14 protein-coding genes and 1 riboswitch are annotated in these 14,018 nt (G+C 36.8%); of the genes, 10 read left to right on the forward strand and 4 right to left on the reverse strand.

From position 1 onward, the window contains the following. Window positions 1–18 precede the first annotated feature (18 nt). From sat to J0N78_RS11255, 5 genes are all read left to right on the forward strand, one after another. On the forward strand, window positions 19–1,161 hold the full coding sequence (gene sat / locus J0N78_RS11235; protein ID WP_209123175.1) for a sulfate adenylyltransferase: 1,143 nt from the start codon (window positions 19–21) through the stop codon (window positions 1,159–1,161). Window positions 1,162–1,217: 56 nt separating this feature from the next. Continuing rightward, entirely contained in the window at window positions 1,218–2,297 is a 1,080-nt protein-coding gene (locus J0N78_RS11240) for a sulfate permease (RefSeq protein ID WP_209123177.1), read from the forward strand. A gap of 85 nt (window positions 2,298–2,382) precedes the next feature. Next, on the forward strand, window positions 2,383–2,976 hold the full coding sequence (gene cysC, locus J0N78_RS11245; RefSeq protein ID WP_209123178.1) for an adenylyl-sulfate kinase: 594 nt from the start codon (window positions 2,383–2,385) through the stop codon (window positions 2,974–2,976). A 28-nt stretch (window positions 2,977–3,004) separates the two neighbouring features. Further along, entirely contained in the window at window positions 3,005–4,624 is a 1,620-nt protein-coding gene (locus tag J0N78_RS11250; RefSeq protein WP_209123180.1) for a nitrite/sulfite reductase, read from the forward strand. Between the two features lie 9 nt (window positions 4,625–4,633). Continuing rightward, a complete protein-coding gene (locus J0N78_RS11255) occupies window positions 4,634–4,831 on the forward strand; it encodes a DUF3906 family protein (RefSeq protein WP_209123181.1) in 198 nt (65 codons plus the stop codon). A 104-nt stretch (window positions 4,832–4,935) separates the two neighbouring features. On the opposite strand, the gene J0N78_RS11260 is transcribed toward J0N78_RS11255, so the two are convergent. The 4 genes from J0N78_RS11260 to J0N78_RS11275 form a co-directional block, all read right to left on the reverse strand. Further along, entirely contained in the window at window positions 4,936–6,711 is a 1,776-nt protein-coding gene (locus tag J0N78_RS11260) for a S8 family peptidase (protein ID WP_209123182.1), read from the reverse strand. Between the two features lie 140 nt (window positions 6,712–6,851). Next, window positions 6,852–7,673, reverse strand: coding sequence for a divergent polysaccharide deacetylase family protein (locus tag J0N78_RS11265; RefSeq protein WP_209123184.1), 822 nt, complete (start codon window positions 7,671–7,673; stop codon window positions 6,852–6,854). Window positions 7,674–7,691: 18 nt separating this feature from the next. Further along, a complete protein-coding gene (locus J0N78_RS11270; protein WP_209123185.1) occupies window positions 7,692–8,594 on the reverse strand; it encodes an NAD(P)/FAD-dependent oxidoreductase in 903 nt (300 codons plus the stop codon). 107 nt (window positions 8,595–8,701) lie between these two features. Further along, window positions 8,702–9,004, reverse strand: coding sequence for a MerR family transcriptional regulator (locus J0N78_RS11275; protein ID WP_209123186.1), 303 nt, complete (start codon window positions 9,002–9,004; stop codon window positions 8,702–8,704). 397 nt (window positions 9,005–9,401) lie between these two features. Between J0N78_RS11275 and cobA the strand changes: the two genes are divergently transcribed. From cobA to J0N78_RS11300, 5 genes are all read left to right on the forward strand, one after another. Continuing rightward, entirely contained in the window at window positions 9,402–10,868 is a 1,467-nt protein-coding gene (gene cobA, locus J0N78_RS11280; protein ID WP_209123188.1) for a uroporphyrinogen-III C-methyltransferase, read from the forward strand. Window positions 10,869–10,880: 12 nt separating this feature from the next. Then, window positions 10,881–11,648: a sirohydrochlorin chelatase gene (locus tag J0N78_RS11285; RefSeq protein ID WP_209123189.1), complete on the forward strand. Its 768-nt coding sequence runs from the start codon at window positions 10,881–10,883 to the stop codon at window positions 11,646–11,648. Next, window positions 11,629–12,258: a precorrin-2 dehydrogenase/sirohydrochlorin ferrochelatase family protein gene (locus J0N78_RS11290; RefSeq protein WP_209123191.1), complete on the forward strand. Its 630-nt coding sequence runs from the start codon at window positions 11,629–11,631 to the stop codon at window positions 12,256–12,258. The genes J0N78_RS11285 and J0N78_RS11290 overlap by 20 nt, the downstream gene beginning before the upstream one ends. 100 nt (window positions 12,259–12,358) lie before the next feature. After that, a complete protein-coding gene (bioB, locus tag J0N78_RS11295; RefSeq protein ID WP_209123192.1) occupies window positions 12,359–13,360 on the forward strand; it encodes a biotin synthase BioB in 1,002 nt (333 codons plus the stop codon). A 137-nt stretch (window positions 13,361–13,497) separates the two neighbouring features. Next, window positions 13,498–13,673, forward strand: a riboswitch (cobalamin riboswitch). 131 nt (window positions 13,674–13,804) lie between these two features. Beyond that, on the forward strand, window positions 13,805–13,981 hold the full coding sequence (locus J0N78_RS11300; RefSeq protein ID WP_209123194.1) for a hypothetical protein: 177 nt from the start codon (window positions 13,805–13,807) through the stop codon (window positions 13,979–13,981). Window positions 13,982–14,018 lie beyond the last annotated feature (37 nt).

Raw genomic sequence — 14,018 nt, forward strand, 5'->3', positions numbered from 1 at the left:
CAAAGGAGAGATTTAATAATGACAACAATACAAGCACATGGTGGTAAATTAATCAACTTAATCAATGAATCCTACGATTTTTCTCATATCGTAAAGGAAATAGAATTAGATGATTTTGCCTTATCCGATTTAGAATTAATCGCTAACGGTGCATTTAGCCCACTCACAGGGTTCATGAATCAAGCAGATTATCAATCTGTTGTAGAGAAAATGAGATTAGCTGATGGAACCGTTTGGAGCATCCCAATCACGTTGCCTGTGACAAAAGAAAAAAGCGCGGAGCTCATAATTGGTGAACAAGTGAAGCTTGTAAAAGATGGCTCCGTTTATGGTGTCATTGAAGTGACTGAAATATATGAGCCAAATAAGGAAGTAGAAGCAGAAAATGTATACCGTACGAAAGACTTGGCTCACCCAGGGGTTGCAAAGCTATTTTCACGACCGAATATTTACGTAGCAGGCTCAATTACACTCGTTAAGCGAATTGAGCGTGACAGATTTAAAGAGTTTTACCTTGACCCGGTAGAAACGAGAGAAATTTTCCATCAAAAAGGTTGGGCAACTGTCGTAGGATTTCAAACACGAAACCCTGTACACCGTGCCCATGAATATATTCAAAAATCAGCACTAGAAATAGTTGACGGATTATTTTTAAACCCGCTCGTTGGTGAAACGAAATCGGATGATATTCCTGCAGATGTACGGATGGAAAGCTATCAAGTGTTATTAAAAAATTATTATCCGGAAAATCGAGTATTTTTAGGAGTGTTCCCAGCTGCGATGCGCTATGCTGGTCCAAGAGAAGCGATTTTCCATGCGATGGTACGTAAAAATTATGGCTGCACACATTTCATTGTTGGTCGTGATCATGCAGGAGTAGGTGACTATTACGGTACGTATGACGCTCAATTAATCTTTAAAAATTTCACTCAAGAAGAACTAGGAATTTTGCCTTTATTCTTTGAGCATAGCTTTTATTGCAAAGCTTGCGGTAACATGGCAAGTACGAAAACGTGCCCGCATGGTAAAGAAGATCATGTCATTTTATCAGGAACAAAGGTGCGTGAAATGTTAAGTAACGGTCAAACACCACCACCAGAATTTAGCCGTAAAGAAGTTGTAGAAGTTTTAATACGTGGCATGAGCAAGGTTCATGCATAAGGAGAAGAGATCACTATGAGGAAATATCATCATCGGACTAATGTGGTGATTGGAATATGCTATTAACTTCAATTGCTTTCATTATTGCTTTATTTTTTGCTATGAATATTGGTGCTAGTGGCACAGCTGCAGCGATGGGACCTGCTTATGGTAGTGGTGCTATTCCGAAAAAGAGAGTAGCGATGATTTTAGTTGCGGTTAGTGCATTTATTGGGGCATTGGCCGGTGGTGAAGTTGTTAAAACGATTGGAGGAGGGATTATTCCCTCCTCGCTTATAGATGTTAAGTTAGTCATCATCATTCTAGGTTCAGCTTGTTTAACTTTATTTATTGCTAATTTATTAGGGATCCCTTTATCGACAAGTGAAGTAGTCGTTGGGGCAATTGTTGGGGCAGGTATTGCGTTTCAATCATTATATTTTCAAAAGCTGATGCTAATCGTTTCTTTTTGGGTTATTGTACCGGTCATTGCGTTTCTGTTAGCTTACGTGTCAGGAAAGCTGATTACGAAGCTTGAGAAGAAGTTTCCTAGCCTGAAGGGGAAAGGAAAATGGAAGAAGATACTTGTTGTTTTGTTAATATTATCGGGGTGTTTAGAAGCGTATGCTGCAGGGATGAATAATGTAGCAAATGCAGTCGGACCTCTCGTTGGGGCAGGCTTAATTGATCTTAATACAGCAGTAATCCTCGGCGGCTTATTGGTTGGATTAGGAGCAATACTATTAGGTGGACGTGTTCTTGAAACCAATGGCAAGCGGATTACGAAGCTTTCATTAATGCAAGGAACTGCCGTCTCAACAACAGGTGGTACATTAGTCATTATCGCTTCAATTTTCGGATTACCTGTTCCGTTAACACAAGTAACGACTTCTGCGATCGTTGGGATTGGGACGGCAGATAACGGATTCCAATTATGGCAAAAGGGAATTATAAAAAAGATTATAAAAGTGTGGGTTGTTTCTCCAGTCTTTTCATTAGTAATGAGCTATGGTCTTATTCTCGTATTCTTACAAGCAGATTTTTACACGGCCGTCGTCATTGTAAGTGTCTTTATCGCAACGGTTGGCTCGATTAGTTTAGCTAGAGCAGTTAAAAAAGAAAAACGTGCTCTACATGATCAAGGTGGAGGAATATAAGAAAAGCTATTGACAATAGCTTTAATTTCTTCTACTTTAAAACATAGTAAAACTATATGAATTTATAATTTTAGGCGGTGAAAGTATGAGTAAAAATATCGTTTGGCATCAATCTACTATAGACAAATCTCAAAGACAAGTTAAAAATAAACATAAGAGTGTTATTTTATGGTTCACAGGCTTGTCTGGATCAGGTAAATCCACGTTAGCAAATGCGGTTGACCATCTATTATTTGAAAGAAAGATTAATAGTTATGTTCTTGACGGAGACAATGTCAGGCACGGATTAAATAAAGGCTTAGGTTTTAGTGATGAAGATCGAAAAGAAAATATTCGTCGCATCGGAGAAGTGGCAAAGCTTTTTGTTGATGCAGGGGTCATTACGAGTACAGCTTTTATTTCCCCTTTTCGTGAGGATCGTGAAAATGTCAGAAAAATTGTTGAAGCTGATGAGTTTGTTGAAATTTACGTGAAATGCTCTCTTGAAAAGTGTGAACAAAGAGATCCAAAAGGGTTATACAAGAAGGCTAGAGCAGGAGAAATACCTGACTTTACTGGGATTAGCTCACCATATGAAGAACCGTCTTCTCCAGAGTTAACGATTGAAACGGATAAATTATCAATTGAAGAAGCAGCTAACCTTGTCGTACAATATTTAGAGGACAAAGAAATCATTTAATACAGAAGTTTTTAGGGGGCAAAAGAGAATGGCTTATGAGAAAACGTGGGCTAAAAGCGAAAAGATAAGTAAAGAGGAGAAACAAAAGTTAGTTAAAGATGGTCTTGAAATTTTAAATGACATCGATAAATATGCAAAGGAAGGCTTTGATGCTATTCCGAAAGAGGAGTGGGGCTTGTTTAAGTGGGCAGGTCTTTATTTGCAAAAGCCGAAAGAAGACGGGTATTTTATGATGCGCGTCAATATTCCTTCTGGAATTATCACGAATGAACAAGCAGAAGTACTTGCTGGTATTGGACGTGATTACGGCCGTGATGTCATTGATATTACAACGAGACAGGCGATCCAATATCACTGGTTAACAATTGAACAAATGCCTGATATTTTTAAACGTTTAGAAAGTGTTGGTTTATCTTCAGTTGGAGCATGTGGAGATATTCCTCGTACGATTGTCGGAAATCCATTAGCGGGAATTGATCCAAATGAATTGTTTGACACACGTGAAATTGTCGAAGACGTGTATCGTTTCTTCCAACTTAATGAAGATTTCTCAAACTTACCGCGTAAATATAAGATGTCCATTTCAGCTAATGTACATAATGCTGGAAACGACCTTATTAACTGTTTAGCATTTACACCAGCAGTAAAAGAAATCGATGGCGAAGAAGTTGTAGGTTTCCACGTAAAAGTCGGTGGTGGATTATCTGCAAAACCTTATCTAGCAGAAGAACTTGACGTTTTTGTTCGACCAGAGCAAGTAAAAGACGTTGCCATTGCGATTACGTCAATATACCGAGACTTTGGATATCGTGAAAAGCGTCATCGTGCTCGGTTAAAGTTTTTAATTGCTGACTGGGGTGTTGAGAAGTTTAAAGACAAGCTAGTAGAATATTACGGTGAACTCCCAGCAAAAGGAACGTGTCAAGTAAAAGACTGGAATGCCGGTTATTTTTATGGTGCATATCCACAAAAACAAGAAGGTTTAAGCTATGTTGGTTTTAATGTACCTGTAGGTCGTATGAGTTCTGATGAGTGGTTTGATCTTGCTCGAATTGCAAGAGAGTATGGAAACGGTGAAATTCGTACATGTAATTCACAAAATTTAATTGTACCAAATGTACCGAATGAAAAAGTAGATGCGCTTCTTGAAGAAAAGCTATTCGAACGTATCCATGTTAACCCTAATGGTTTTATTGGTTATTCTGTATCCTGTACAGGAATTGAATATTGTAATCTAGCAATCGTAGAAACGAAGGAAAGAATGAGACGAGTTGCTGAATACCTTGATACTAAATTATCACTAGATGTACCGGTTCGTTTCCATATGGTCGGCTGTCCGAATTCATGTGGTCAAAGACAAATTGCTGATATTGGCCTTCAAGGAGTTAAAATGAAGACGCCGGATAAAGGAATGGTTGAGGCATTTGAAATTTATGTTGGTGGTACATTAGAAAAAGATGTGGCTCAGTTTAATGAGAAGCTCAAAGGAAAAGTTGATGCTGATGAGCTAAATGTAGTACTCGAACAATTGTTGTACTTCTTTAAAGAAAAGAAACGGCCAAAAGAAAACTTCTATCAGTTTAGCCAACGAGTAGGTATTGATGCGATTCAAGAGAGTTTAGATCAAATTCTTACTGCTCATGCATAAGTGATCACGATGTATCTATATCGATTTGAAGTTACGTTAGAGGATGCAAATGTCACAGTAATCGTTGCTGCTCCTGATGAAGAAATGGCTTTTCATCTTGCTGAAGTCGAGGTGGAGAAAGAATACTTGCGGCTACCTGTTATTAAAGAACTGGTGCTATTAGAAAAGAAACCAGTCCGAAAAGGAAATGGGTTTCTAATAAAATAATTTGAATCATTTCATAGAGACTGACAAGTTTATGTCAGTCTCTATTTTTACTTATTTATTGGTATCTACTCTTTAGTGAGTAGGAATGATTGTGCGATGGAAAATTAATTAGCTAACTGTTTTAATGCATTACCAACATTTATTTCACCAGCACCGTAAAAAGGATCATGTCCGTTTTCTCCTAAGTCAATTGCTGTGGATGTGATAAGTTCATATACTTCATCATTAGAAAGTTCAGGGTTAATCGACCGTATTAATCCAGCTAAGCCTGCAACATGTGGTGCGGCCATAGAAGTTCCCGACATAATCACATAGTTGTTATTTGGAAAAAGGCTTGGGATGTGTTCACCTGGTGCTGATACATCAACGTGGTTCCCGTAATTTGAGAAAAATGCACGTTCTCGTTTGTCGTCTGTCGCTGCAACGGTTAGTACTTCTTCATACTCAGCAGGATACATAGGGTCACCGACGTTATCATTACCACTAGCTGCAATTAAGACAACGTCATTTTGATGTGCGTATTTGATAGCATCATGTAAGATGTAAGAGTTATGGTAGTCACCTAAGCTCATATTAATAACCTTCGCTCCATTGTCAACAGCCCACCTGATTCCACGGGCAACCTCGAAAGAAGAGCCTTCTCCTTTTTCGTTAAGCACTTTGACAGGCAGGATATTATTTTGCCAAGCAATTCCGGCGATCCCTGTAACGTTATTACTAATAGCAGCTGCAATCCCAGCAACATGTGTGCCGTGTCCGTGCTGATCAATTGAATTGTTTGTTCCATCAAAGGCATTAAAGCCCTCAAGCACCTTTCCTTTTAAGTCCAGATGCTTTGGATCTACACCTGTATCTAATACAGCGATTGTCGTTCCTTGTGAACCTTCTGTTACTTCCCAGCCTTCTTCAGCTGAAATTTGACTTAAATTCCATTGATATGGTTGGAAAAATTCGTCATTTGGAATAGTTCCTTTTGCTTGTTTAGTAAATAAGAAATTCGGTTCAACAAATTCAACATCAGGGTGATTAGATAATTCATTTAGGAGTTGATCGGTTGATTTAGTAGCCGATTCTACGATGTAATAAGGATCATTGTTTTTTATTAAGGAAAGGTCATCTTGTTGTTCGATCCAAGCCTCACTATTTTCGTTATCGTTTAGTTTGATTACAGCTTGTCCATCAATATAATGTTGTTCTTCACCTTTTTTAAGGTCAGAATGTACAACAATTTGCCAGCCGAGTTCTGGTACGGTTTGCGCTGATGCCCCTTTTGGTAAATCTTTTGTTGTTTTCCATTGGACGTCTGGGTCTTGTCCTGAAACAAAAAAGTTACCATTGGCATCAGCTACAGAAGCCATGTCTTTAATAAAGTGTTTCACGAATGTTAAATCAATTTCACCAGCAACCATTTTGTTTTCTTCAAGTTTTTTTCCGATGATAAAATAGTCTTCACCGTTTATTTTATATGGATCTGAAAAAGATAAGTCTCCATGCTGGTAACGGAGTTGTTTTAGTCTTTCCTGACGGATGTTACCAACTGTCTCTGACATTTTTCCATTTTCAACTATAGTAAAAGCGTGAAAATGAGGATGCTCACGGACTTCCTTAGCAAACTCTTTTTGTAGTTGTTGATCACTTTTATCCTGCTCAGCCCAGCGGTCAAGTTGCAAGGAAAGCTGTGAAAGAAACATCGATGTTGTCATCGATAAATCATCTGCTAACACGTGATCCATCTCCTTTTGCTCAAGTCGTTCTATATTATCGGTAAATGGAAAAGTTTGTTGCATGCCTATTTGATCACTGTTAGTCAGAATAAGAGCAATCAACCCTAGAAATAGAAAACCTCCTACGAACCATGCGGCTAGGTAGATCCTTCTCATGATTGTTCACCTGCCTTATTAAAAAAGTACGCCATAAAAATTTTATCATCAAAAGTGTTTTTTAAGCACACTTGTTCTTTTTGAACTCGTTTAGGTTGCTCTTTAAGTAACAAGATAATAACCTCCTTATCAAAGTATAATCAATCTGACTGCCAAAACCTTTCAGGATTTTGTTCGATCTTTGTTTCTAATAAATGAGAAGCTGGAACAATTTGAATGCCTAGTTCTTTAAAGTGTGATAAAGCAGATTGAACACCCTTTACCGTTTCATGGCCTTTTATACCTACATGACCAATTCCAATAGCTTTTCCACGTTTATTGGCTACTTTAGCCAATTTAAGCATTTGTTTATAAACATGACTATTTGAGGAATGGGTATCATCAAGAAATATATCTCGAGTAGACCATGGAATATTCATATTTTCTGCCAACTTTGGAATGACAGATTTACCACTCGTTCCACTATCTATAACATATAAGTCATATTCTTTTACAACTTCAAGAATTACGCGCATAATTTTTTCATCTTCAACAATTTTGGAGCCCATATGATTATTGATCCCAGCTACATGAGGAATACTTTCGATGGCAGTAGTTAGTCTTTTTCTAATTTCCTCTTCACTTAAATCACTTGTGATTGGGTTCGGTCCTAGCCAAGATTTCTTTCCTTTTTTAGGTTCTAGAGGAAGGTGTAACATTACCTCTAATCCAAGTTCATGGGCTTTTTGAGCTTGTTCTGAGCTATTTGTTAAAAAAGGCATAATTGCTACAGTAATGGGGATTTTAGATGCAAAAAATTCATTGACTCCCTTCACATCTCCTCCAAAATCATCAATAATAATTGCAACCTGTAGGGGTTGATCTAGTATATTATTTTTTTTATCTCTTTCTACAGCGAAACCTTGTAGTTGTAGCGACATAAAAAATGTGATCAAAATGATAAATAGAATGACCTTTTTCATGTATGAAACCAGCTCCTTTTATGAAGATACTAAACTTTTGTGTATCCAGATGGCAGCTTGTGCACCATCACCCATGGCAACACTTAATAATTGAGAGTGGTTAATCAAGTCGCCAACAGCCCAGACGTTTGGTACATTTGTTTCTTTTGTCCGAGGATTTACATTAATATGCATATTTTCTAATCGTTCAACGCCAATATCTTTTGCAATATCCGAGTTGACTCTTGTTCCTTTCATGGCAAGAAATGCATGGTTTGTTTCTATTTTGTACCCGTTTAATAAAGTGACTCCTGATAGATAACCTTCTTTCTCATAATGTAATTCATTTATATTTTCTTGATATAAAGGAATATGCTTTTCTTTTAATTTAATTTTCAGTTTGCTGTCGATTTCTTCTAGGTCGTGATTCACAAATATAATGTCTTCTGACCAATACGATAATATCAATGATAGATGAGCCCCTTTGTTACCTGATCCGATAACGACTGTTTTTTGATTTGATATTTGATACCCATCACAGTCCGGACAAATATAAATCGATCTTCCTAAGCACGGGTAAATTCCTTCGAAATCTGGAATTCGTTCAGTCATTCCTGTAGCAAGCAGTAGTTTTTTTCCTTGTAGACTTGGCTTGTCCTTTAAGTGAACAAGAAAAGTGTCGTTGTTCTCTTCTTTTGAAATGGAGATCACTGTAGCATCGATAAGTTCTATGTCATAAGATATTGCTTGTTTCCTTCCTACTTCACGAAAAAATTCGCCACTCACCCCATCAGGCCAACCAATTAAATTATGGTATTCTTTACATAAAGTAGAACGACCACTTCCGTTATCAACAATTGCGACATTGTGTTTATAACGCCCTAATTGGATCGCTGCTTGAAGTCCACCAATACCGCCACCGATGATAATACAGTCGTACATAAGAGTCCTCCTTTTGAAACACATATTGATTGATCATAGTTTTCCATAAACTGAATTTCTTATGAAAACAAAAAAATAAGCAAATGAAACGAAAATCGTTCCTTTGCTTATTTCCTCATATTGAAAGCGGCATTTAATTGGCCACGTAACATGCGTTCGCGAACTTCTTTTTTCTTAAGTTCTTTTTGTTCCATTTTCCGTATTTCGAAGGTTTGCATTCCATCTTCCATCTTATTAGCGATATCGACGAGGCGCTCTACATCAAGAAAGGAATATTTCCTTGTTCCGCCTTTGGTACGTTCTGGGAAAATTAATTTCCGCTCTTCGTAGTAACGAATTTTCCTTTCAGATAGGCCTGTTAGCTCACTAACCATACCAATCGTAATCACTTTTTTATCTTTATAAGACATGAACGTACTCCTCTCCATTAGTACAACTTTCTTTCTATTTTTATTTTTCTTATTATTTACTATAACATATTCGGAATTAAGAAATGGCTTCGATGTAAGATAATCTTACATGTATTATTGTATATAAATCTAAAGATAATTGGTTTGAAATTTGTAAAAATTTAACGTAAGTTTACCACCTATTGACACGAAATAGTATGTACAATAAATAAAGTTCACTTTCATTTTTAGTTGCACGTTTGTTTTATTTTTATTATACTTTATAAAACATATAAAAAAACTCGGGAATAAAAGTACCTTTATAAATGGTGTACACTAATGAGGAGTGTATATGAACTCGTTAAAAGTACATAAATAAACTAAATTACCTACAACGAATGGCAAAGGGGAAGCTGAAATGAAAAAAGGAAAAGTCTATTTAGTCGGTGCTGGACCAGGTGACGAAGAGTTGCTTACAATAAAAGCGAAAAAGAAGATAGAAGAAGCGGATGTCATTGTATATGATCGGTTAGTTAATCCAACCCTTCTTCAACTTGCTAAGCCAAATGCTGAATTTATTTATGCGGGGAAGCTTCCAAATCGTCATATTATGAGACAAGAAAAAATTAATGAGACACTCGTCGAAAAAGGAGAAGCCGGGAAAGTAGTCGTTCGATTAAAAGGTGGCGATCCTAGTGTATTTGGTCGTGTGGGTGAGGAAGCTGAAAGTTTAGCTCAAGCAGGTATTCCGTTTGAAATTATCCCAGGAATTACTTCTAGTATTGCAGCAGCGAGTTATGCGGGGATTCCAGTTACACATCGTGAGTTTGGTGGTACTTTTGCCGTTGTAACAGGACATGATAAATCAATTTCAGGCCAACCGTTGATAGATTGGAGTTCACTTGCAAATGGGATCGATACGATCGCTTTTTATATGGGAGTAAGTAACATTACTCATATTTCCACTCAATTGATGAAACATGGAAGAGCTCCGAAAACTCCAGTTGTTCTGATCCAGTGGGGAACATATGGAAGACAAAAAACGTTAGAAGGAACATTGGAAACAATCTCTCAAGAAGTAGAAAAAACAAATTTTCAAAACCCAGCGATTACATTAGTTGGAGATATTGTTACTTTGCGTAAAAAGATCAAATGGTTTGAGGAAAAGCCGCTACTTGGAGAGCAAATTTTATTAGCAAGAACGAGTTCAGAGAAGAGTTTAGTGGAAGAAAAGCTGCGAGGTTTAGGTGCAGATGTATACAGCTATCCTTCTTTTAAGCCCAATTTACTACTACAAGCTATTGGAAATGACCACTTGAGTAAAAAAATCAGCGAATACGAAAAAATTATTTTTACATCTCCTGATAGTGTGCATTATTTTTTTTCATGGCTAAATATTGAGCAAATAGATATTCGTACTATCCAAGCACAGTTTCAAGTTCTTTCTGAAAAATCATTTAAAGAGCTGCAAAAGTTTGGATGTATGGCTGAAAAGGCACAGGAAGTTGAAGTAGGTCCTAAGCAATTAGTTGTTGGAGAGAAAAAAACGGTAGCTGCATATCGTGAAATAGATGTATTTATTACCCACGAAATGCAAATCACAAAAGCTTCACAAATTGTTGTACAACGGTTGATGGATGACCAGTTTTTATCAACGATTGTTTTCCCAAGTGCAAAATCAGTAGCTGAGTTGAAAAGTGGAGCAGAACAAATTTCTCAGTACTTTGCAGATAAGCTATTAAAATTGAACGTGGTTTGTTTTGGAAAGAAATCTGCACAAGCAGCAACTGATGCAGGGTTTATGATTGAGCATGTTTTGGACGAGCCAACTCATTCGGCTTTAGTTGAATATTTTCTCAAAAAATCTTTAATCGAAAGCAATTAAGGAGGGAGAAGTGTGGAAGCGGTACTGTTTATTGGGCACGGGTCGAGAGTACAAGCAGGTAATAAACAATTTTTATTGTTTATTCGTCAAGTGATGGAAGAGCTTCCGTTACCGATTCAAGAAGTTGCTTTTATCGAATTAACTAACCCAACGATACTTGAAGGAATTGACCGATGTATTGAACAAGGGGCAACGAAAATTTTTATTCAGCCCGTATTACTATTAGAAGCTGGTCACGCCAAAAAAGATATTCCTGAAGAAATAAGACGAGCAAAAGAAAAGTATCCAAGCATCCATTTTTTTTATGGTTCGCCAATTGGTGTAGATGACCGAATGGTTGATATCGTGTTTGATCGCCTGAAGGAAAAAGGACTACGAGAAAGTGATGTAGGAAAAATTTCTGTATTACTTGTCGGAAGAGGTAGTAGTGACAAAGATGCAAAAGCAGATTTTGAAGAAATTGCTAGACGGTTAAAAGTAAAGCTAGGGTTAAAGCAAGTAAATACATGTTATTTAGCAGCGACTACCCCTACATTCGAAGACGGATTAAAACATATTTTGCATGAGGAAAATGAAGTGATTTATGTGCTTCCTTATTTATTGTTTACAGGTGTATTAATGAAAACTATGGGTCTAAAAATTATTGAGTTACAACAAACACAAAATAAGCAAATACATTTATGTAACTTTCTTGGTTATCACGATCAGGTAAAAGAAGTCATTCGATCTAAAACACTAGGGTTACTGGAAGGTTTATATCATGAGTCTAATGCCAATTAATATCAGTATAAAAGATAAGCCCGTCATTATAATTGGTGGTGGTAAGGTAGCTGAGCGAAAAGCTATAAAGATATTAAAATATAACGCTATTGTAACGGTTGTCTCACCACAGATAAGTGAATCGTTGCTTGAGCTCGTCAATAACCGTTCAATTCAATGGATTCGTACGGAGTATCATAAAAAATTTTTAGAAAAAGCGTTTCTCATTATAGCGGCTACTAACGATTCAGTCGTGAATTTATCGATTTATAAAGATAGAAAGCCACACCAATTAATTAATGTTGTTGACCACCCAGATTTAAGTGATTTTCATATGGCCTCTACTTTACAAAGAGGAAGACTTACGATTTCGGTTTCAACAGAGGGTGCGAGTCCTTTATTAGCTAAAAAAATTGTCAACCAAATTAGTGAAGAGTATGGACAAGAATATGAAGAATATACAGAATTCTTATATCATGCAAGGAAAAGAATTTTGGAAAAAATCAGTGATAAAAGTAAATGTCATCAATTTCTTAAAGAATTAGTCGATGAAGAAATTATAAATAATTCAACGAGAGATCAGTGGTTTCATGATCGGATGAAGGACTATATGAGTGAAGAGAAGGAATAGTTTTTGGCTATTCCTTTTTTAAATGGTAAATAATTCTTGTCAACTCCTGTTTAAAATGTTAACTTAAATTAATAATAAGTTAACGAAAGGGAGAGGGTTTATGACATCTACTACATCAACTAAAAGTGTTTGGGAGCAATATGCAGATAAATCGTTAAATGGAGAAGTATTAACAATTGAAGAAGGTTTACGTATTCTTCAAGCAGATGATGATGAGATTTTAGCGATTATGCAAGCCGCTTTTCGTGTTCGGAAGCATTATTACGGAAAAAAAGTGAAACTGAATATGATTTTTAATGCCAAAAGCGGACTATGCCCTGAAGATTGCGGCTATTGTTCACAGTCTATCGTTTCAACAGCACCAGTTGAAAAGTATTCGCTATTAGATAAAGAAACGCTTATTGCTGGTGCAAAGGAAGCTTTGAACCGAAAGGCTGGGACATACTGTATTGTAGCTAGTGGCCGGGGACCTACAGATAAGGAAGTGAATCAAGTTATAGAAGCAGTTAGTGAAATTACGGCAACGATGCCATTAAAGATTTGTGCATGCTTAGGAATTTTAAGTGATGAAAAAGCTAAGAAATTAAAGGAAGCAGGCGTTCACCGGTATAACCATAATTTAAATACTCATAAAGATAACCACGTAAATATTACTTCGACACACACATACGATGATCGAGTAAACACGGTTGAAGAAGTGAAGGCTGCAGGAATGTCACCTTGCTCTGGCTGTATCATTGGAATGGGCGAAACCGATAAACAAATAGTTGAAATTGCCTACTCGCTTAGAGAAATTGATGCCGATTCTATTCCAGTCAACTTTCTTCATGCTATACCAGGAACTCCACTAGAAAACTATAAACGGACAGAGCCGATGAAATCGTTAAAGGTTCTAGCATTAATGCGCTTTATTAATCCTTCCAAAGAAATTCGTGTTTCTGGAGGCAGGGAGATTAACTTACGGACGTTACAACCGTTAGCATTATATGCAGCAAATTCCATTTTCGTTGGAGATTATTTAACAACAAAGGGCCAAGCTGTAACCGAAGATCATAATATTATTGAAGACCTAGGTTTTGAAATTGAAGATTGTGCATTATAATCGTTCGATATACTAGATTCATAAAAATAGATTGACAAACATATATGTCTTCTATAATCTAAAAGTGACAATCACATATGTTGGGAAAGGGTAAAGATTTTACCTCATGATTTGTGTTCAAAAAGAAGGCAGAATTGTTGCTGACTTTTTGTAATGACAGGAAAATCTTTTAAAGGGAAGTTCGGTGAAAGTCCGACGCGGTCCCGCCACTGTAATTTGGTTGTACTCTATTAATCCACTGTTCTAATCGAATGGGAAGGGATAGTGTACGATAACCATAAGCCAGGAGACCTGCCTTTTCTAACAACACTGTTTGACCTACGGAAGATAGGGAAGTGTTAGAGAGCGGATTTTTCTGTTAGCAATCATTATGCTAGGTATTTCTTTTACGCTAATGTTTAAGCACCTCTAACCATCTTCTATGGTTAGAGGTGCTTTTTTATTATGGCTGTTTTCGTAAACTTTGTTGCTTTTGGACCGTTTTTTGAAAATAAAATAGCCTTTTCAAGACAAATTCATTTGTCTGATCGGCTATTTTATTTTCAAAACCTTCACGCTATGCGTGAAGAGCCAAGCCTCCGCTTGGCTTACGGTCCAAAAGCAAAAAGCAACAATCTTTGAGAAAAGAGCCTTTATTATTAATAAGTTGAATAGGGGA

Origin of the sequence: Alkalihalobacillus sp. BA299 (genome assembly GCF_017745675.1) — a bacterium.
Lineage (GTDB): Bacteria > Bacillota > Bacilli > Bacillales > Bacillaceae_F > Alkalihalobacterium.